Source organism: Tardiphaga sp. GW822-FHT04G09 (assembly GCF_058800725.1).
This window is the reverse complement of sequence record NZ_JBXAMO010000002.1, coordinates 507,406-525,809: the sequence shown is the minus strand read 5'-3', so window position 1 is coordinate 525,809 and position 18,404 is coordinate 507,406. Positions and strand designations below refer to the sequence as shown.

At 61.0% G+C, this 18,404-nt stretch carries 16 protein-coding genes; 10 read left to right on the top strand and 6 right to left on the bottom strand.

Annotated elements, in window-relative coordinates; translation table 11 throughout:
• Positions 1-100: 100 nt before the first annotated feature.
• Together AC1RLZ_RS06220 and AC1RLZ_RS06215 are read right to left on the bottom strand one after the other, a co-directional pair.
• The gene (locus tag AC1RLZ_RS06220; protein ID WP_493187897.1) at positions 101-3,253 is read right to left on the bottom strand and encodes an efflux RND transporter permease subunit; all 3,153 of its coding nucleotides are present in this window, start codon (positions 3,251-3,253) and stop codon (positions 101-103) included.
• A gap of 5 nt (positions 3,254-3,258) precedes the next feature.
• Complete coding sequence (locus tag AC1RLZ_RS06215; protein ID WP_493187896.1) at positions 3,259-4,467, bottom strand: efflux RND transporter periplasmic adaptor subunit; 1,209 nt, start codon at positions 4,465-4,467, stop codon at positions 3,259-3,261.
• Positions 4,468-4,732: 265 nt separating this feature from the next.
• Here AC1RLZ_RS06215 and AC1RLZ_RS06210 point away from each other — a divergent pair, with 265 nt between their 5' ends.
• Together AC1RLZ_RS06210 and AC1RLZ_RS06205 are read left to right on the top strand one after the other, a co-directional pair.
• Positions 4,733-5,347: a TetR/AcrR family transcriptional regulator gene (locus AC1RLZ_RS06210; protein ID WP_493187894.1), complete on the top strand. Its 615-nt coding sequence runs from the start codon at positions 4,733-4,735 to the stop codon at positions 5,345-5,347.
• A 95-nt stretch (positions 5,348-5,442) separates the two neighbouring features.
• The gene (locus AC1RLZ_RS06205) at positions 5,443-5,865 is read left to right on the top strand and encodes a hypothetical protein (RefSeq protein WP_493187893.1); all 423 of its coding nucleotides are present in this window, start codon (positions 5,443-5,445) and stop codon (positions 5,863-5,865) included.
• A gap of 9 nt (positions 5,866-5,874) precedes the next feature.
• On the opposite strand, the gene AC1RLZ_RS06200 is transcribed toward AC1RLZ_RS06205, so the two are convergent.
• Positions 5,875-7,086 (bottom strand): glycosyltransferase, encoded by a 1,212-nt coding sequence (locus AC1RLZ_RS06200; protein WP_493187892.1) that lies wholly within the window; start codon positions 7,084-7,086, stop codon positions 5,875-5,877.
• A gap of 259 nt (positions 7,087-7,345) precedes the next feature.
• On the opposite strand from AC1RLZ_RS06200, the gene AC1RLZ_RS06195 reads away from it, so the two are divergent.
• The 8 genes from AC1RLZ_RS06195 to AC1RLZ_RS06160 all read left to right on the top strand — a co-directional run bounded on the left by AC1RLZ_RS06195 (position 7,346) and on the right by AC1RLZ_RS06160 (position 15,878).
• Complete coding sequence (locus tag AC1RLZ_RS06195) at positions 7,346-8,284, top strand: LysR family transcriptional regulator (RefSeq protein WP_493187891.1); 939 nt, start codon at positions 7,346-7,348, stop codon at positions 8,282-8,284.
• A gap of 104 nt (positions 8,285-8,388) precedes the next feature.
• Positions 8,389-9,279 (top strand): shikimate dehydrogenase, encoded by an 891-nt coding sequence (locus tag AC1RLZ_RS06190; RefSeq protein WP_493187890.1) that lies wholly within the window; start codon positions 8,389-8,391, stop codon positions 9,277-9,279.
• A 60-nt stretch (positions 9,280-9,339) separates the two neighbouring features.
• The gene (locus AC1RLZ_RS06185; RefSeq protein ID WP_371421553.1) at positions 9,340-10,482 is read left to right on the top strand and encodes an ABC transporter substrate-binding protein; all 1,143 of its coding nucleotides are present in this window, start codon (positions 9,340-9,342) and stop codon (positions 10,480-10,482) included.
• Positions 10,483-10,663: 181 nt separating this feature from the next.
• Positions 10,664-11,539 carry a branched-chain amino acid ABC transporter permease gene (locus AC1RLZ_RS06180; RefSeq protein WP_371421552.1) on the top strand — a complete coding sequence of 292 codons (876 nt, stop codon included), beginning with the start codon at positions 10,664-10,666 and terminating at the stop codon, positions 11,537-11,539.
• Entirely contained in the window at positions 11,536-12,531 is a 996-nt protein-coding gene (locus AC1RLZ_RS06175) for a branched-chain amino acid ABC transporter permease (RefSeq protein ID WP_493187889.1), read from the top strand. Before AC1RLZ_RS06180 ends, AC1RLZ_RS06175 begins: the two co-directional genes overlap by 4 nt.
• Positions 12,528-13,271 (top strand): ABC transporter ATP-binding protein, encoded by a 744-nt coding sequence (locus tag AC1RLZ_RS06170; RefSeq protein ID WP_493187888.1) that lies wholly within the window; start codon positions 12,528-12,530, stop codon positions 13,269-13,271. The genes AC1RLZ_RS06175 and AC1RLZ_RS06170 overlap by 4 nt, the downstream gene beginning before the upstream one ends.
• Before the next feature lie 10 nt (positions 13,272-13,281).
• The gene (locus AC1RLZ_RS06165) at positions 13,282-14,022 is read left to right on the top strand and encodes an ABC transporter ATP-binding protein (protein WP_493187887.1); all 741 of its coding nucleotides are present in this window, start codon (positions 13,282-13,284) and stop codon (positions 14,020-14,022) included.
• Entirely contained in the window at positions 14,019-15,878 is a 1,860-nt protein-coding gene (locus AC1RLZ_RS06160) for a bifunctional sugar phosphate isomerase/epimerase/4-hydroxyphenylpyruvate dioxygenase family protein (protein ID WP_493187886.1), read from the top strand. The genes AC1RLZ_RS06165 and AC1RLZ_RS06160 overlap by 4 nt, the downstream gene beginning before the upstream one ends.
• A gap of 14 nt (positions 15,879-15,892) precedes the next feature.
• Here the strand turns inward: AC1RLZ_RS06160 and AC1RLZ_RS06155 are convergent, their stop codons facing one another.
• From AC1RLZ_RS06155 to mnmA, 3 genes are read right to left on the bottom strand one after another with little or no spacing between them, the layout of a single operon-like run.
• Positions 15,893-16,264: a hypothetical protein gene (locus AC1RLZ_RS06155; RefSeq protein WP_493187885.1), complete on the bottom strand. Its 372-nt coding sequence runs from the start codon at positions 16,262-16,264 to the stop codon at positions 15,893-15,895.
• A gap of 51 nt (positions 16,265-16,315) precedes the next feature.
• On the bottom strand, positions 16,316-16,957 hold the full coding sequence (locus AC1RLZ_RS06150; protein ID WP_493187884.1) for a class I SAM-dependent methyltransferase: 642 nt from the start codon (positions 16,955-16,957) through the stop codon (positions 16,316-16,318).
• Between the two features lie 17 nt (positions 16,958-16,974).
• A complete protein-coding gene (mnmA, locus tag AC1RLZ_RS06145) occupies positions 16,975-18,171 on the bottom strand; it encodes a tRNA 2-thiouridine(34) synthase MnmA (protein ID WP_493188006.1) in 1,197 nt (398 codons plus the stop codon).
• Positions 18,172-18,404: the final 233 nt, after the last annotated feature.

Below are 18,404 nucleotides of genomic sequence, written 5' to 3'. Positions count from 1 at the left end.
TGTCGGGAGGATAACCGGAAAAGCCGGGTGACCGCTATAAGCTGGACAGCTGGCGCCCGTCATCGCGGACAACCATGACTTCCGGTCGTGAGCGGCGCGATTACTCCGCCGGCGATGCCAGCGCGTGCTCATGCGCCTGCCCCTTCTCGTCCTTCTTGCGGCCCGGAAACAGGCGCTGCACCAGCACGTAAAGAACCGGCACGAAGAAGATGCCCAGCACCGTCGCGGTGACCATGCCGCCCGCGACGCCGATGCCGATGGCATTCTGGCTGGCCGAGCCGGCGCCGGTCGCCATCGCCAGCGGCAACACGCCGAGAACGAATGCCAGCGAAGTCATCAGGATCGGCCGCAGACGCTGCCTTGCTGCGTGCAACGTCGCCTCGACCAGCGACTTTCCCGCCGCCTGCTGCTCGATCGCAAATTCGACGATCAGAATCGCGTTCTTCGCGGACAGGCCTATGGTCGTGAGCAGGCCGACCTGGAAATAGACGTCGTTGGCCTGCCCGAACATTGTGGCCGCCGCCAGCGCTCCAAGGATGCCGATCGGCACGGACAGCATCACGGCGAAGGGAATCGACCAGCTCTCATAGAGGGCCGCGAGGCAAAGGAACACGATCAAAACCGAGATTGCATAGAGATACAGTGTCTGGCTGCCGGTCAGCCGCTCCTGAAACGACAGTCCGGTCCATTCATGCGTATAGCCGGCTGGCAATTTCTTCATCTGCTCGTCGACCGCGGTCATCGCGGTGCCCGAACTCGTGCCGGGTGACGCCTGCCCTTGGATCTGCACGGCCGCCACACCATTATAGCGCTCGAGACGCGGGGAGCCGTAGCTCCAGCGTTCGCTCGCGAAAGCTGTGAATGGTACCATCGATCCCGAATTGTTGCGCACATACCATCTGCCGATGTCAGTCGTGCCCATCCGGAATGGTGCGTCGCCCTGGACGTAGACCTGTTTCACGCGGCCGCGGTCGATGAAGTCGTTGACATAGGAGCCGCCCCACGCCGCCGACAGCGTCGTGTTGAGATCGGTCAGATTGATGCCGAGCGCCGTGGCTTTCGGCTGGTCGATATCAAGGTTGAATTGCGGCGTATCGTCCTGTCCGTTCGGCCGCGACTGCGCAATGCGTTTGTCGCCTGCGAGCTGTCCAAGAAGTTGATTACGGGTCTTCAGCAGTTCCTCGTGGCCGGCCCCGCCGGAGTCCTGCAGATAGAAGTCAAAGCCGCTGGCATTGCCGAAGCCCGGCAGCGACGGCGGCAACACGGTGAAGGCCATCGCATCACGAATCTTGGAGAATACGGCCATCGCACGCCCCGCAATGGCCTGCGCCGACTTGGCATGATCCGCACGTTCGGCAAACGGTTTCAGGCTGACGAAAGCAAGGCCGACATTCTGACCCTGACCAGCAAAGCTGAAACCGCGCACGGCGAACACGCCCTGCACAGTGTCCTTCTCATTCTCCATGAATTGATGTTCGACCTGCTTGATCACATCGAGCGTGCGGCCGGCGGTGGCGCCAACAGGCAGCTGAATCAGCGAGATAAGCGTGCCCTGATCCTCATCCGGAAGGAACGAGCTCGGCAAACGCACGAACAAAACAACCATGCCGGCGACGACAGCGACAAAAGCGATCAAGGCCACCGCCGGCCGTCGCACGACAGCGCCGGTGGTCTTCTCATAACCATTGGCAGTGCGATCGAAATTGCGATTGAACCAGCCGAAGAAACCGCGCTTCCGGCCATGACTCTTTTCGGGCTTTTTCAGGATCGTGGCACACAGCGCGGGCGTCAGGATCAGCGCCACCAAGACGGAAAGCACCATGGCCGACACGATGGTGAGCGCGAACTGCCGATAGATGATGCCGACCGAACCTGAGAAGAAAGCCATCGGAATGAACACGGCCGACAGCACGACGCCGATGCCAACCAGCGCGCCGGTGATCTCGTGCATGGACTTCTCGGTCGCCTCGCGCGGCGACAGGCCCTCTTCCTCCATCACGCGTTCGACGTTCTCCACCACGACGATGGCATCGTCGACGAGAAGGCCGATGGCCAGCACCATCGCGAACATGGTCAGCGTGTTGATGGAATATCCGGCAATCGACAGCACCCCGAAGGTGCCAAGCAGCACCACCGGCACCGCAATCGTAGGAATGATGGTCGCCCGCCAGCTCTGCAGGAACACAAACATCACAATGAAGACCAGCACGATCGCCTCGAACAGCGTGTGCACGACCTTCTCGATCGAGAGTTTCACGAATGGCGTCGTGTCATAGGGATAGATCACCTTCAGCCCCGCCGGCATATTCGCCGTGAGCTGATTGATGCGTGCCTTCACGCTCTCCGACGTTGCCACCGCGTTGGCACCGGTTGCCAGGCTGATGCCCATGCCCGCAGCCGGCTTGCCATTGTAGCGCGCGACGGCGTCATAGCTCTTGGAGCCAAGCTCGACCCGGGCGACGTCCTTGATGCGAACTGTCTGGCCCGACGTGCTGGTACGCAGGATGACGTCGTTGAACTGTTCGATGGTCTGCAGGCGGCTCTGCGATGTGATCGTCGCGTTGAGCTGCTGGCCATCGACTGCCGGCAGACCGCCGAGCTGGCCTGCCGTGACTTGAGTATTCTGCGCCTGGATGGCCGCAGTGACATCACCCGGCATCAGATTGTATTTCGCGAGCTTGTCGGCATCGAGCCACACCCGCATCGCATATTCGGCGCCGAACAACTGCACCTGACCGACGCCAGAGACGCGGCTGATCGGTTCGTTGATCGAACTCGCCACGTAATCCGCAATGTCGCTCGCGGTCATGCTGCCGTCCTCGGAGACGAAGCCGAGAACCATCAGGAAGCTCGACGACGACTTCACCACGCGCAGGCCCTGCTGCTGCACCACTTGCGGGAGCAGCGGCATCGCAAGCTGCAGCTTGTTCTGCACCTGTACCTGCGCGATGTCGGGATTGGCTTCGTTGCTGAAGGTGATCGAGATCTGCACGGCGCCGGTGGAGGTCGAATAGGACGACATATATTGCAGATAGTCGACGCCGGTCATGTTCTGCTCGATGACCTTGGTCACCGAATTCTCCGCCGTTTGCGCATTGGCGCCCGGATAGGTCGCGGAGATCGTGATCACTGTCGGCGCGATCTGCGGGTATTGGGCAATCGGCAAGCCGAGAATGGCTAGCAAGCCGCCGAACATGATCAGGATCGCAAGGACCCATGCAAAGATCGGGCGTTTGATGAAGAAATGCGACATATCCGTTATTCCTTGCGGGCCGCGGGTGCAGCGTCGGAGCCCGCATCGGCCTGCTTGCCGAGATTAAGGGTCAAGCCGGTGGCGGGATCGACGGTCACCTCGACAGTCCGGGCATTGGCGCCCGGTTTGACCTTCTGCAATCCGTCGATGATCACGCGATCGCCCGATGCGGCGCCGCGTTCGACGAGCCAGTTATTGCCGATCGCCTGAGCGACTTCGATGATACGCTGCTCGACCTTGCCGTCCTTGTCGATGAACATGGCGGTCGCCTGCCCGAGCGGATTACGCGACACCGCACGCTGCGGGATCATGATCGCGGTGGGATCGACACCGGCCACGACGCGCGCACGCACATACATGCCGGGCAATAGCGCCCGGTTTTGATTTGCGAAGATGGCGCGGGTGCTGACCGAGCCCGTCGCCTCATTCACGCTGGAATCGGTGAAGCTGTATTTGCCTTTCTGATCGTAGGTCTTGCCGTTCTCCAGCAACAGCTCGATCTGGACACGGCCGTCCGGCTGTTTCAACCGGCCGCTCTGAATCTGCGCGCGCAGGCGCTCCATCTCCGAGGTCGATTGATCGAGATCCACATAGATCGGATTGAGTTGCTGGATCGTGGTCAGCGCACTGGCCTGGCTCGCGGTGACCAGGGCACCCGGCGTGATCGACGACTTTCCAATGCGGCCGGAGATCGAGGCGGTTACCTTCGTGCGATCCAGGGCGATTGCCGCGGTATCGCGATTGGCCTCTGCAGCCTTCAAATCTGCTTCGCCCTGCTTGAAGGTCGCGACCGCATCATCGACATCCTGCTGACTGGCCGCATTGGTCTTGAGCAACTGGGTCTTGCGCTCGGCCTTGAGCCGCACACTCACGAGATTGGCCTGCGCCTTCAGAACCGCAGCCTCCGCGCTTTCGAGTGCAGCCTGATATTGAACCGGGTCGATCTCATAAAGAAGATCGCCGGCTTTCACTTCCGAGCCCTCGACGAAGTTTCGCTTCTGCAGGATTCCTGTGACTTGAGGGCGCACTTCCGAGACCTGATAGGCGTTGACGCGGCCAGGCAACACCGTGGAGACCGGCGCCTCGCGCGTCTTCAGAACGAGGACGCCAACTTCAGGCGCCGGCGGTACCGCAGCTTCCTTCTTCGCCTCACCACATCCAGCGAGCGCCAGCAGGCCAACCAGGGCGAAAGGGCGCGCAATTTCAAGGCTCATCATCAGCTCACCAATGCAAAACGGCGCCCGGCATCCACGCAAATCGCGGATGACGTCGCCGTTGGAAATATGTGGAAACTCTACGGTTTCCGTACAGGAAACTTGGTAGTTTCCTTTTGGGAAGTCAAGCGCTACGCTGCGCGGGAAGTCGCTGCTCAAGCGTTTGTGAGGCGGCCTTCATTAACGGGACCGATGCGCGATGGTTGCAACAAGAAGTGCGAGGAAGAATCGCGACGGCACTTTGTCGCAGGCAATAGGTCTGCCCATGGCCAATCCTGCCGCATCAAGCGCTTCGGCTCCGCCCTCCGGCGAACGCACCGAGCATCTGCTCACGGTGGCCAAAGCCACCTTTACGGTGAAGGGCTTCGCGGCGACCACCATGGATGATATCGCTGGTGCGGCCGGGATGTCGAAGAAAACGCTCTACAAGATGTTCGCCAGCAAGAGCGAACTGTTCCGCGCCATGCTGCTGCGCAGCCTGCCGCAGGTTCGCTTTGGTCACGTGGAAGCCAAGGGCACTCCGATCGACCAGTTGAGGCTATCGCTGAAGCGAATTGTCGATATCGCGCTGGCGCCCGACGAGATCGCGCTGCATCGGCTGATCATCAGCGAACGCCTGCTCTCCCCGGATATCGCCGGTATCTTCGCCGAGGTCATCTTCGAGCTGGGTGCCAGGGACATGGTGGAGGCCCTTAAGCGCGTGACACTCCGGTCAGAGCTGCGCGATCAACCCATCAAGCAGGTGTCCGAAATGCTGCTCGGCATGGTGTTCGCCAATGATCATTTCAGGTTGATGGCGGACAACAGTTATCGTCTCAACCGGCGCATGCTTAACGCGCGGATCGACATGGCGATCGCAATGTTCTGCAAGCCCGCCTGATCGCGCATCCGATTTCTTAACCGATTGATCACCATAATCGGCCAAGTTCCGCCATTGTGCGGCATACCGCCGCGCGCGCTTGGACCGGATACGGCATGTTCCAGATGTTCCTGCGGGCTCGTGCCCAGAACTATCTTCGCAGCCTTGGCGGCGAGCGTGAGTTCAGGGCACGTTCGGCCGAGCGCGATGCCGAGACCGATCGCGAGCGGCTGGATTTCGTCCTTTCGGCCCTTGATAGCGCACTTAGCAATGCCGAAGCCGAGCAGGCCGGCCTCACCCGGCGCGTCGACGATGTGCTGGCGCGCGCGGCTGTGACCTTCGGCAACGGGGACGATGAGTATCTGACGCGGGAAAAGCTCGACAGCGATCATCTGGACCTGTTCGAGACCGAAATTTCAAACGGCCAGCGCCGGTTGCGCGACCTTGCTGTCAGCATCTCGCACTTCAAGTTCCTGAAGACCGCCATGCTGTCGCGGTTTCCGGATTACAAAGCCCCTGGGTCGCGGACATCATCGTAACGCAGACGCCTATTCGCTGCGGGCGGAATCCTTGGCATCGCTCCAGCGTCGCCTGAAGCCCGCCGGATCCGGCGACCCGCCATCGCGATTGCGCCGCCGCTCACCACTGAATGTCCGCATGTGATCATTCACGAACGACGTTAGTTCATTACGGAAACGCTCGGCCGAGAATTTCTCGGCTTGCATCCGGCAGTCAGCGCGCGAAAATGAGCTTTCATTCGCTACGAATGCACGAACGCATTCCGCAATCGCTTTCGGCTCGTTGGAATCGAAGAACATGCCGGTGCGCAATTCGGGCGAGGCCGAGACCGTCTCGCGCGCACCGCCGCGGCCGAATGCCAGAACCGGCGCGCCCTCGGATTCCGCTTCGACAACGATGATTCCGAAATCTTCCTCCGCGGCAAAGACGAAGGCACGCGCCGTCGCCATCAATTCGCGCAGCTTCTCATCACTGACGAAGCCGACAAATGTCACGTTCGGGCCGGCGATTGCCTTCAACCGCTCGGCATCCGGGCCGTCGCCTGCGACGATCAGCTTCTGGTCCGGCAGTTCGGCAAAGGCCTGGATCACAGCTTCGATTTTCTTGTAGGGCACCAGACGACTTGCCGCGAGGAAGTGGTCCCCGGTCGGCAGATCAGCCGGCAGCTTCGACATGGTCACTGGCGGGTAGATGACCTTGGCGTCGCGGCCATAGACCTTCTTGATCCGCTTGGCGACGAAATTGGAATTCGCCAGCATGGCATCCGGTCCATGAGCCGTGCGCACGTCCCAGATACGAATCCGGTGCAGCAGCGCTCGCGCCAGCGCGCTCTTGATGCCAGCGGTGTAGCCACTCTCGTTCAGATATGCGTGCTGCAGATCCCAGGCATAGCGCATCGGCGAATGTACATAGGATATATGAAGCTGGTTGGGCCCGGTGATGACGCCCTTGGCCACGGCATAACTGCTGGAAATAACCAGGTCGTAGCCGGACAGATCGAACTGCTCGATCGCGATCGGCATCAGCGGCAAATATGACCGATGACGTTTGCGGATGAACGGCATTTTCTGCAGGAAGCTGGTACGCGCCTTCTTGAAGCCGATCTTGGCGCGATCTTCCGGCCTCAATACATCGAACAGCGTGAACACATCCGCTTCCGGATAGCACTGCAATATCTCGCGCAGCACCTGCTCGGCACCGCCCAGCGTGTAGAGCCAATCGTGGACGACAGCGACGCGCATAGGACCTCAAGGGCGAAAACGACGAATATGGGCTGACCTGAAAATAGACCAACGAGCCCCTTCTACAATCCACTCCTACAACTTGCGTTAATTCGATTGCGAACTGTCGGTAAAAATTGAATCAATTCAGACGCATTCTGATAACCTCTGCGGAAGATGCTCCCCAATTCGCAGGGCGCAGGCGGTGCCATATCCAGGGCAGAGGAGCGCGCATTCCGGCGCACCATCCACGCCGTTCAGCACAACGAGAGTTTTGCGCATGATGACGTTACGCCAGGTTGAAGTGATCCGCGCCGTCATGGTGACGGGCACCATTGGCGGCGCCGCCAAACTCTTGAATGTGTCTGCGCCCGGCATCAGCCGCCTGGTCAAATACACCGAGAAGTCGCTCGGCATCCGCTTCTTCCAGCGCCAGAACGGCCGCTATTTCCCGACGCCGGAAGCGCAGAATATTTTCGAGCAGATCAACGGCGTCTATAAGAAAGTCGACGATCTCAGCGAGATCATCTCCAAAATCGGCCACGGAGCGCTGTCGGAACTGCGCATCGGATCGGTTCCCAGTATCTCGCAGGTGATGGTACCCCGCGCCATCGAGCAGGTGCGGCGTCGTTACCCCTGCCTGCGGATCGACATCAACATTCTCAAGCTCGAGGAGGCGATCGACTACCTGCTGCTCGGCCGCGGCGACTGCGTCGCCATGAGCTATCGACTCGAACATCCCGGGCTCGACTTCATGCCGCTGGCATCCGGCGAACTGTTCTGCATCGTCCCGGAGGGACACGAACTCGCAGGTCGTAAGCAAGTGTCGGCCAAGGAGATCATCCGGTATCCCCTCATCGGCATCGATCCCAATGATCCCTACGGTCGGATCATGGCGGAGATCTTCGCGCGCAATAAACTCAAATACGACATCACCATCCGGGCGAGATTTGGCACCACGGTCTGTGCCCTGGTAAAGGCGGGATTGGGCATCGCGGTCATCGACCAGTTCACGGTGGCCCATGGCGGCTATCCCGGCGTCGAGGTGATCCGCATCGTCGAACCCACCCGATTCGATACCTATGTCGCGGTGAAACGCGGCGCTCCGCTGTCGCTGCACATCGAGCATTTCATCGACTGCCTGCGCACCGAGATGCGCGCAGTCGGCCCTCACAAAATTGCCGCTGCAAGGCCTGTCTCGCGCGCCCGTAAAAAATAACATCATGTTATGTTTGTTGCATAACAGGGTAATTGTGTTAGATCGCCGCCGCGCTATCTTCTGTCCCGTTTCTGATGATGATTGACAGTATTGGCCATCCGTTCATGACCTCTTCGACGCCCCATAGCCCGGCGACGGGCCAACGCTTCCTCACCGGCCTGCTCGGTGCGCCGATCGCGCATTCGGCGTCGCCGGCGATGCATGAGCGGGCCGCCGAAGCCATGGGCGCACACGGCTACTATCAGCTGATCGAGATCGCTGGCGCCGACCGCAGCGAATTGCGCACCATTCTGGACAGCGTTCGCCGCCTAGGCTTTGCCGGCATCAATGTGACCTTTCCGTATAAGGAAGCAGTAGTCGACCTGCTCGATGAGCTCTCGCCCGGGGCCAAGGCTATCGGCGCCGTCAACACGATCGTGGTCCGCGACGGCAGGCTGACTGGCCACAACACCGACACCACAGGCTTTGCCCGCGCAGTCAGGCAACTCGTCACCAATTCCAACCACGGCCCGGTCGCCGTTATTGGCACCGGCGGCGTCGGCAAGGCCATCGCTTTTGCGCTGGCTGATCTCGGCGTTTCCGAGATCAGGATATTCGATACCGACACGGCCAAGGCCCGACACCTCGTTTCCCTGCTCCAGAACAGGCAACGCATCCGCGTGGCAGACAGCGTCGATGATGCCGTTCGCGGTGCAGTTGGCATCGTCAACGGCACACCCGTCGGCATGCTGCCCAACCGCGGCACGCCGGTGCCCGATGCGCTGCTGCATGCGGAAGCGTGGGTTGCGGATGCGGTGTATTCCCCGCTGTGGACGCCGCTGCTCAACGCCGCCAAGGCGAAGGGAGCACCGGTCATGACAGGCCGCGATCTGGCGATCTACCAGGCCGCCGATGCCTTTGAGTTGTTTACAGGATTTGCGCCTTCGACGGCTGAAATGGGAATTGCTTTCGACGCCGTCATGGTCAAAAGGTACCCGACACCAAACGCAGCCTGAATGAAGCGGCCGCCCATAAGGCCGCGTCGATAAACACAACAATAGCAACAGGAGGATTCCATGAAGCCAGTGTTTTTGGCGAGCGCTCTGCTCGCGACTGTATTGACCGGTGCTGCCATCGCACAGTCCGGAGCGCCTATCAAACTCGCCAATGTCGCCGAATTGTCCGGTGGCGGCGCTACCGTCGGCACCAACTGGAAGAACGGCATCGATCTCGCGATCGAAGAGATCAATTCCAAAGGCGGCGTACTCGGCCGCAAGCTCGAAGTCACGCACGCGGACTCGCAGTCCAATCCCGGCGTCGCCCGCGCGCAGGTTCAGAAGGCGCTCGACGCCGAGCCTTATGTACTGCTCGGGCCCGGCTATTCCGGTTCGGTGAAGGTCACGGCGCCATTGGCAGCCGAAGCCGGCATCACGCAGATCATGGGTGGCGAGGCCGCCGAACTGACCCAGGCCGGCAACAAGTTTCTGTTCCGCACCTCGTTCGGCCAGCAGTCATCGATGCCCAAGGTCGCCAAATATATCAACGATGAACTGAAAGCGAAGTCCGTCGCCATCGTCTGGGTCAACAATGACTTCGGCAAAGGCGGGCGCGATTCCATCACCAAGGAATTCGCCAAGTACAATATCAAGGTCGCCGCCGATCTCTCGACCGAAGCCGGCCAGGCGGACTTTGCCGCCGACGTCAGCAAGATCAAGGCAGCGGCTCCCGACGCGGTCTTCGTCTATGTCAATGAAGAAGAGAGCGCGCGCATGCTCAAGGAACTGAAGCGGCAGGGCGTCACCGTGCCGCTGGTCGGCGAAACAACGCTGGTCGGACAGAAGGTCGTCGAACTCGCTGGCGACGCAGCCAATGGTGCCCGCGGTCATGTCGGTCTCACCACCGACGCGCCGGTCGAACTGATCAAGGCGTTCCGCGACAAGTTCGTGAAGAAGTACAACTACGTCCCGGACCATAACGGCCTCAAGGGCTGGCTCGCGATCTACATGATCAAGGCCACCACCGAGAAGATGGGCAAGGTTGATTCCAAGGGCTTCGCCGACGCCCTGCACGGCTTCACCATCACCGCCGCCAAGGAACCAGGCATTCTGATGGACGCGACCTTCGACGCCAATGGCGACATCGATCGCCAGGGTTTCCTGGTCGAGATCGTCGAGGGCAAGCAGGTCGTCAAGCAGGTGCTGCCAAAGCTCGGCAACTGAGGCGTTTCTTTCTAACCTCTCCCCGCTTGCGGGAGAGGTCGGAGCCGAGCGGAAGCGAGGCTTCGGGTGAGGGGAGCGAGTATTTCACTCGCGAGAGCCCCTCACCCCAGCCCTCTCCCTGCAAGCGGGGCGAGGGAGCGCTCGGCCGGTGCTTTTAGCTGCCGGCCATTTGGAGAACCACATGTCCAACCTCCTCGACCTCCTCATCGCGGGCCTTGCGACCGGTGCGATCTACGCCATCGTCGCCGTCGGCTTCACGCTGCTGTGGCAGACGTCTCAGACCATCAATTTCGCGCAGGGCGAATTCGTCATGCTGCCCGCCTTCCTGATGCTGGCGGTGATGCATGCCGGCGCACCGTTCTGGCTGGCGATCCTGATCGGTATCGCGCTGTCGCTGCTGCTGCTGGGCCTCGGCTTCAAGATGCTTCTGGTCGATCCCATGCTGCGCCACGGCGTGCTGCCGCTGGCGATTGCCACCATGGCACTGGCCATCGGCATCAAGGAGGCCGCCAAGCAGTTCTGGAGCGCCGAAGCCTCTCCCTTTCCCTCGATCATCCCGGGCGGCGACATCACGATTTTCGGCCGCATCGTGGCCCTGCAGAGCATCGGCGTGCTCGTGCTCGCGATCCTTGCCGTGCTCGGCCTGACGACGCTTTTGAACCGCACCTCGATCGGCCACCAGATGCAGGCGGCTGCGCAGAACCCGACGGTCGCCCGCATCATTGGCGTGCCGGTCGAGCGCATGATCCTGCTGACCTTCCTGATCAACGCATTTCTGGTGGCGCTCGCCTCGTTGCTCATCACCCCGATCTATCTCGCCAAGTTCTCCAATGGCGAAGTGCTCGGCCAAGCCGCATTCATCGCAGCCATCGTCGGCGGCTTCAATCAGGTCCGCGGTGCCATCGCCGGCGGACTGCTGATAGGCGTCGTCGACAATCTATCCGCCGCCTATGTTTCGACCCAGTATCGCGCCGCCGTGCCATTGATCCTGTTGATTGCGATCATTCTGTTTCGCCCGCAGGGCATGCTCGGCCGGCCTGAGGAGCGCACCGTATGACCGCGGCGAAGACCCTCAAGATCGGCTTCGGCATTGTTGTCATTGCCGCGCTGATCATCGTTCCGATGAATTTCAACCGCTACGGTCTGTTCATCCTGAGCCAGTGGGCCGTGATGACCATCGCCGCCATGGGGCTCAACCTCACGCTTGGCTATGCCGGACAGGTCTCGCTGGCGCAGGGTGCCTTTGTCGGCATCGGCGCTTATACGGCTGCGATCACGACATCGAACGGCCTGCCGCTCATCGGCGCGCTCGGCGTCGCCATCGTATTGTGCTTCGCCATCGGCTGGATCCTCGGCTATCCCGCGCTGCGCGTACAGCATCACTATCTGGCTTTCGTCACCCTCGCCTTTTCGACGCTCGCTTTTCTCGTGTTTCGGAACGAGGACTGGCTGACAAAGGGCATCTACGGCATCAGCAATATCCCGCGCCCGGAAATCTTCGGCTATCCGACGCGGCGACCGCTGCCGTTCTATTATGTCTGCCTGGGCTCGCTCGGCGTCGTTTCCCTGGCCGTCTGGTGGTTGATCCGTTCTCCCTGGGGCCGTGCTTTCATTGCGCTTCGCGAGAATCCGGTTCGCGCGCTCTCCCTCGGTATCGATACACGGCGCTATACGCTGATGGCCTTTGCGATCGGCTCCGCACTCGGCGGCGTCGCCGGCACGCTCTATGCACCGCTCACCCAATATGTCGATCCCGTGCCATTCCACCTGTCGCTATCCCTTGATCTCCTGATGATGGTGATCGTCGGCGGCTCCGGCTTCTTCTTCGGACCGTTTCTCGGCGCGATGATCGCCGTGCTGCTGCCGGAATGGCTACGCTTCACGCAGGGTTACTACCTGATGCTTTATGCCATCGCGGTGATCCTGCTGCTGATCTATTCGCCGACCGGCATCCTCGGCATTCTCGACCGCTTCATCTCCGAACGGCGCACGAAGGCCGCTTCCGCCCAGCGTGCAGTTGCGAAGGCCAAGCTGGAGGTGACGCCATGACCGCGGTTCTCGAAGTCACCAACATCCGTAAGAGCTTTGGCGGCATCACGGCCGTCAATGGCGTCTCGTTCGATGTGCAGGAAGGCGAAATCCTCGGCCTGATCGGTCCGAACGGCTGCGGCAAGTCTACTTTGTTCAACTGCATCCTCGGCCAGCTCAGCCCAAGCGCCGGTGAGGTCAAGGTCGACGGCAAGGTCGTCACCGGTATGCGCCCTTCCGAACTCAATGGCCTCGGCGTCAGCCGCACCTTTCAGTTGCTGCAGGTGTTTCCAAAACTCTCCGTGCGCGAAAACCTGATCCTCGCCGGCCAGGAGCACCAGGGCAACATGCTGACGCGCCTGCTCGGTCCATCCGACGCCGGCCTCACTGAGGCAGCCAATCAGATGATCGGCTTCTTCAAGCTCGACCATCTCGCCGATGAGCCCGCGGGCGGCCTGTCTTATGGCCAGCAGAAGCTGCTCGATGCGGCGATGGCCTTCATGGGCGGACCGCGTCTCGTGCTGCTCGACGAACCCGCCGGCGGCGTCAACCTGACCATGCTGGCCGATCTCAAGGATCGTCTGCGTGCCATCAATCAGGAGAAGCGCGCGACCTTCGTGGTGATCGAGCACAATATGGAATTCGTGATGTCGCTCTGCACGCGCGTGATGGTGATGGCCGAAGGCAAGGTTCTGGCTATGGGCAGGCCTGACGAGGTCCGCGCCAATCCCGCCGTCATCGAAGCCTATCTGGGACATTGAGGATAACGCCATGAGCGATGCAATCCTGGACGTTCAGAATCTGGTCGGCGGCTACGGCAAGATGACGATCCTCAACGGTACCGCTTTCTCGGTGCCGGCCGGATCGATCACCACCGTCATCGGGCCAAACGGCGCTGGCAAGTCCACGGTGTTCAAGGCAATCTTCGGCCTGCTGAAGCTGCGCGAAGGCAAGGTTACGTTCAAAGGCAAGGATGTCACGGGGCTCAGCCAGCGCGCGCTGCTAACCGCGGGCATCTGCTATGTCCCGCAGGGCCGCAATATCTTTCCGGAACTCACGGTCCGCCACAATATCGAGCTCGGCGCCGTCGCTGCCGGCCGTGACATCACCGATCTGCCGGCCCGCATCGAGGCTGCGCTCGATAAATTTCCCGTGCTGCGTACCAAAGCCAAGCAACAGGCATCCACTCTGTCTGGCGGCGAACAGAAGCAGCTCGAAATCGCCCGCGGCCTGCTGCTCAATCCACAACTGGTGCTGATCGACGAACCCTCCATCGGGCTGTCGCCGCTGATGGTGCTGCAGACCTTCAACATCCTGAAAGAGCTGCGTGACCGCGGCGTCTCGATCCTGATGATCGAACAGAACGCACGCTCGGCGCTGGAGATTTCCGATTTCGGCATCGTGCTCGAGCTCGGCCAGACCCGCTTGATGGACAGAGCCGACCGCGTGCTCAACGATCCGCGCATCGGACAGTTGTTCCTCGGCGGTGCCATGACGGAGACCGCGGCATGAACAAGCTCTCGATCGCCACCGTCTCGCTATCAGGCGCACTGGATGAGAAACTCCGCGCCATCGCTGCTGCCGGCTTTGACGAGGTCGAGATCTTTGAAGCAGACCTTCTCTCTTTCAACGGAAGCCCCAGGGACGTCGGCCAGATGTGCCGCGACCTCGGCCTGACCATCTGCGCTTTCCAGCCGTTCCGCGACTTCGAAGGCATGCCGGAGCCGCAGCGCAGCCGCAACTTTGCGCGTGCGGCGCGCAAATTCGACCTGATGAAGGAATTGCAGACGGATTTGATGCTGATCTGCAGCAATATCTCGCCGGCCTCGCTCGGCGGCATTGACCGCGCAGCCGCCGATTTTCGCGAACTTGGCGACCTCGCCGCAATGCATGGCATGCGTGTCGGCTTCGAAGCCCTCGCATGGGGCGCTCATGTCAACGACTATCGCGATGCCTGGGAGATCGTCCGCCGCGCCAATCACCCGTCCATCGGCGTAATCCTCGACAGCTTCCATGCCCTGGCTCCGTCGTTTCCTGTCAACGCCATTGCGTCGATCCCGGCCGACAAGATCTTCCTGGTGCAGCTCGCCGACGCGCCGAAGCTGGGCCTCGATGTCTTGTCCTGGAGTCGGCATTTCCGCTGCTTCCCCGGTCAGGGCGACCTGCCTGTGGCCAAGTTCATGGAAGCCGTGCAGGCCACCGGCTATAGCGGCCCTTGGTCGCTCGAGATCTTTAACGACCAGTTTCGCGCGGGCTCCGCGGTCCGCACTGCCACTGACGGGTTGCGCTCACTCATTCTATTGCAGGATCAATTGGCGAAGACGGCGGCTGACGCCCTGCAGCCGAAGACATCGACCCGCGGCGTCGGCTTCATCGAATTTGCCGTCAACGAGACCAAGGCAACCGATCTCGCGACGCTGTTCAGCCAGCTCGGCTTTCGCAAGACCGGCGCTCATCGCAGCAAGGACGTCGAGCGCTGGTCGCAGGGTCGGATTGAGCTCGTGATCAATTCCGAACCGGATGGTTTCGCGCATTCGCATTACGTGACGCATGGCGCGGGCGTGTGCGCCATCGCATTGGACGTGGGCAATGCCAAGCAGGCCATGGCGCGCGCTGAAACCTTGCAGGCGCGGACATTCTATCAGCCGGTGGGACCGGGCGAACTGGAGATCCCGGCGATCCACGGCGTCGGCGGCAGTCTTCTCTATTTCCTGGAAGCAGCCGGCAAGAACTGGGACGTCGATTTCGAGCCGCTGCAGAGCGATGCCGGTACAGACCATCTCTCCGTCGTCGATCACATCTCGCAATCGATGCCCTATGACGAGATGCTGTCGTGGCTGCTGTTCTACACTGGTATTCTCGACCTGCAGCGCCTGCCGCAAATGGAGATTCCCGACCCGGTCGGCCTCGTGCAAAGCCAGGCGCTGATATCAGCCAATCAGTCACTGCGCATCATCCTGAACGGATCATCCGCAACGCGCACGCTGTCGAACCGCTTCATCTCGGAGTTCTTCGGTTCCGGCGTGCAACATATCGCGTTCTTGTGCGACGATATCTTTGCCGCCGTGATCGATATGCGCAAACGCGGCGCCAAATTCCTGCGCATTCCCGATAACTATTACGATGACGTGGAAGCGAAATACGGACTCGACGCCGATCTGATGGCTGCGCTACGCGATAACCAGATCCTGTATGATCGCGAAGGCGACGGTGAATTTTTCCAGATCTACACGCCAAGCTTCGACGAACGTTTCTTCTTCGAGATTGTCGAGCGCCGCAACTATCAGGGATTTGGTGCGGCCAATGCGGGCATCCGGCTCGCCGCGCAAACGCGTGACGCGCGACCCGTTTCCATGCCGCGCGCCTGACGACTCGTTAAGACTTACTTCGGCCGGACGCTTGGATCGCCACCGGGGCTGCCAGGCGGCGGAATCACCGGCGTGTTGCTGCTATCCAAATTCGGGGTAGGCGCCCGCATCGCGGGATCGATATTGCTCGGCGGACAAAGAACGCCATCTGATTTCGCAAGTTTATCGCCCAACGGTTCCGGGCTCTGCCCGGTGGTCGTGCCCCCGGGAGCAATTGTCCCCCGCGGCGTCGTTTGTGTCGGTGCACAATTGCCATTTGCGCGCTCGGCTGCCGGCGGCGCGGTCTGAGCGGGTGGCGTGGCGGGGGTCGGCGGCGCCTGCGCGAAGGCTGCGCCGGAACCGACGACGATAAGACCTGCGAAGACGAGCGACTGTTTGATCTGCATTCGGAGCAAACCGCGGGAGCGATCGGAGGTTCCGGTCTCGCGCTGCAACAGTCAGGATTTTTTAATGTATCGGATCAGCGAAAAATGCCCCATCGGCGGCATCGGTCGGCGCTCGGCCAGCGAAATTCCACCATGCCCTGCTGCCCAGTCCACCAATCGTTTCCAGGGAAACTCCGGTCGCCAGCCGAGGCGGCGCGCCAATGGCGCAAAGGCCAGTTCGAAAATCTTGCGCGGACCGCTTTCAGCACCAATGTGATTGACGAGAATGAGTTCGCCGCCCGGCTTCAACACACGAACGAAATCGTCAAGCGTGGCTTCAGGATCGGGAACAGCGGTGATGACATACTGCGCCACGACTGCATCGAAATGATTGTCGGGGAATGCGAGGTTCTTCGCATCCATGACCGCCAGCGTCTCGACATTGGTGAGATTATAGGCGCGGACGCGTTCATGCGCCTTACGCAGCATCGGCTCGGAAATATCGACGCCGCAGATTTTGGTTGTACGAGCGTAATCGACCAATGACAGGCCTGTACCCACGCCGACATCGAGAATACGGCCGCCGATGCGATCGGCTTCGATAATGGTCGATTGCCGACCGCTATCGAACACCTTGCCGAACACCATATCATAGATTGGCGCCCAGCGCCCGTAAGCCTTCGCGACCCCCGCTCGGTCGATATCGCCAGCCATGCCCCTACCCTGAACTCTTACACACGCATCGCTGCGACAGCAGGGACATTAGCATCGCGTGGGGATGTGCTGACAGGGCTTTTCGCCGCAGCGCTCTTGATGAAGCCGCCGCCGAGCACCTGGGCCTGCCCGTCCGGCGCGTCGTAGAACACACAGGCCTGACCGGGCGACACGCCCTCTTCGCCACCGACGAGTTCGATCTCGTAGCCGCCATTCACGGCGCGCAGCCAGGCCGGCTGCGGTCCACGGGTCGAGCGCACCTTCACGAACAGCTCGAGACCATCGCCAACGGCGCGATCCAGCGTCCCGCCGCCGATCCAGTTGACGTCACGCAGCACGATACGGTGCATCCGCAAGGCCTCGCGCGGGCCGACGACCACGCGCCGGGTGATGGCGTCGAGCTTGATCACATAGAGCGGCGCGCTCGCTGCAATGCCGAGACCGCGGCGCTGCCCGATGGTGAAATGAATAATGCCGTCATGGCGGCCGATGACATGGCCGTCCATATCGACGATTTCGCCAGGTTCCAAAGCATTCGGCTTCAGGCGTTCGATCACGTCGGTATATCGGCCGGACGGCACAAAGCAGATGTCCTGGCTGTCCTGCTTGTCAGCGACCGATAAATTGAATTGCCGGGCCAGTTCGCGGGTCTGCGGCTTGCTCATGTCGCCGAGCGGAAAGCGGAGATAATCGAGCTGTTCCTGGGTGGTGGCGAACAGAAAGTAGCTCTGGTCGCGGTCCGCATCTGCGGCGCAGACCATGGCGCGCGACCCATCAGCGAGACGGCGCGAGGCGACGTAATGGCCGGTCGCCAACGCCTGCGCACCGAGATCGCGCGCGGTGGCAAGCAGATCGCGGAACTTCACCGAGCGATTACACTCGATGCACGGCACCGGCGTTTCGCCGGAGGCATAGCTTGCAGCGAAATTGTCGATGACTGACTCGCGGAACCGACTTTCGTAGTCCAGCACGTAATGCGGGATCCCGATACGTTCGGCGACATCGCGGGCATCGTGAATGTCGCGGCCAGCGCAGCAGGCGCCCTTGCGATGGGTCGCGGCGCCATGATCGTAGAGTTGCAACGTAATACCGACGACGTCGTAGCCCTGCGATTTCAACAACGCAGCCGTCGCCGAGGAGTCGACGCCACCGGACATCGCCACCACGACCCTGGTGTCCTGCGGACGGCCTTCGAGATCGAGACTGTTGAGCATGGTTTCGGTCACTGATGCGACCGCGCTGGCTGCAAACCGTCGCGATCAGGAAAACGGAGCCAAATCCCGGAACTTAAGGTCGGTCCGACAATGGTTGGGATACGGCACTTTAATATAGGCCACCTTGCGCTCAATCAATCACGGCGCCTCTCCGGGAACGGCAATTCTTGCCGCCGGGCAGAAAAGAAGTGGCCATGTGCCCCGTCACGACAAACGCCACCCTGATTAATCTA

Excerpts from the sequence above, each read along its gene's own strand:
- AC1RLZ_RS06220 (WP_493187897.1), bottom strand. The coding sequence starts at position 3,253 with ATGTCGCATTTCTTCATCAAACGCCCGATCTTTGCATGGGTCCTTGCG.
- AC1RLZ_RS06215 (WP_493187896.1), bottom strand. The coding sequence starts at position 4,467 with ATGAGCCTTGAAATTGCGCGCCCTTTCGCCCTGGTTGGCCTGCTGGCG.
- AC1RLZ_RS06210 (WP_493187894.1), top strand. The coding sequence starts at position 4,733 with ATGGCCAATCCTGCCGCATCAAGCGCTTCGGCTCCGCCCTCCGGCGAA.
- AC1RLZ_RS06205 (WP_493187893.1), top strand. The coding sequence starts at position 5,443 with ATGTTCCAGATGTTCCTGCGGGCTCGTGCCCAGAACTATCTTCGCAGC.
- AC1RLZ_RS06200 (WP_493187892.1), bottom strand. The coding sequence starts at position 7,086 with ATGCGCGTCGCTGTCGTCCACGATTGGCTCTACACGCTGGGCGGTGCC.
- AC1RLZ_RS06195 (WP_493187891.1), top strand. The coding sequence starts at position 7,346 with ATGATGACGTTACGCCAGGTTGAAGTGATCCGCGCCGTCATGGTGACG.
- AC1RLZ_RS06190 (WP_493187890.1), top strand. The coding sequence starts at position 8,389 with ATGACCTCTTCGACGCCCCATAGCCCGGCGACGGGCCAACGCTTCCTC.
- AC1RLZ_RS06185 (WP_371421553.1), top strand. The coding sequence starts at position 9,340 with ATGAAGCCAGTGTTTTTGGCGAGCGCTCTGCTCGCGACTGTATTGACC.
- AC1RLZ_RS06180 (WP_371421552.1), top strand. The coding sequence starts at position 10,664 with ATGTCCAACCTCCTCGACCTCCTCATCGCGGGCCTTGCGACCGGTGCG.
- AC1RLZ_RS06175 (WP_493187889.1), top strand. The coding sequence starts at position 11,536 with ATGACCGCGGCGAAGACCCTCAAGATCGGCTTCGGCATTGTTGTCATT.
- AC1RLZ_RS06170 (WP_493187888.1), top strand. The coding sequence starts at position 12,528 with ATGACCGCGGTTCTCGAAGTCACCAACATCCGTAAGAGCTTTGGCGGC.
- AC1RLZ_RS06165 (WP_493187887.1), top strand. The coding sequence starts at position 13,282 with ATGAGCGATGCAATCCTGGACGTTCAGAATCTGGTCGGCGGCTACGGC.
- AC1RLZ_RS06160 (WP_493187886.1), top strand. The coding sequence starts at position 14,019 with ATGAACAAGCTCTCGATCGCCACCGTCTCGCTATCAGGCGCACTGGAT.
- AC1RLZ_RS06155 (WP_493187885.1), bottom strand. The coding sequence starts at position 16,264 with ATGCAGATCAAACAGTCGCTCGTCTTCGCAGGTCTTATCGTCGTCGGT.
- AC1RLZ_RS06150 (WP_493187884.1), bottom strand. The coding sequence starts at position 16,957 with ATGGCTGGCGATATCGACCGAGCGGGGGTCGCGAAGGCTTACGGGCGC.
- mnmA (WP_493188006.1), bottom strand. The coding sequence starts at position 18,171 with ATGCTCAACAGTCTCGATCTCGAAGGCCGTCCGCAGGACACCAGGGTC.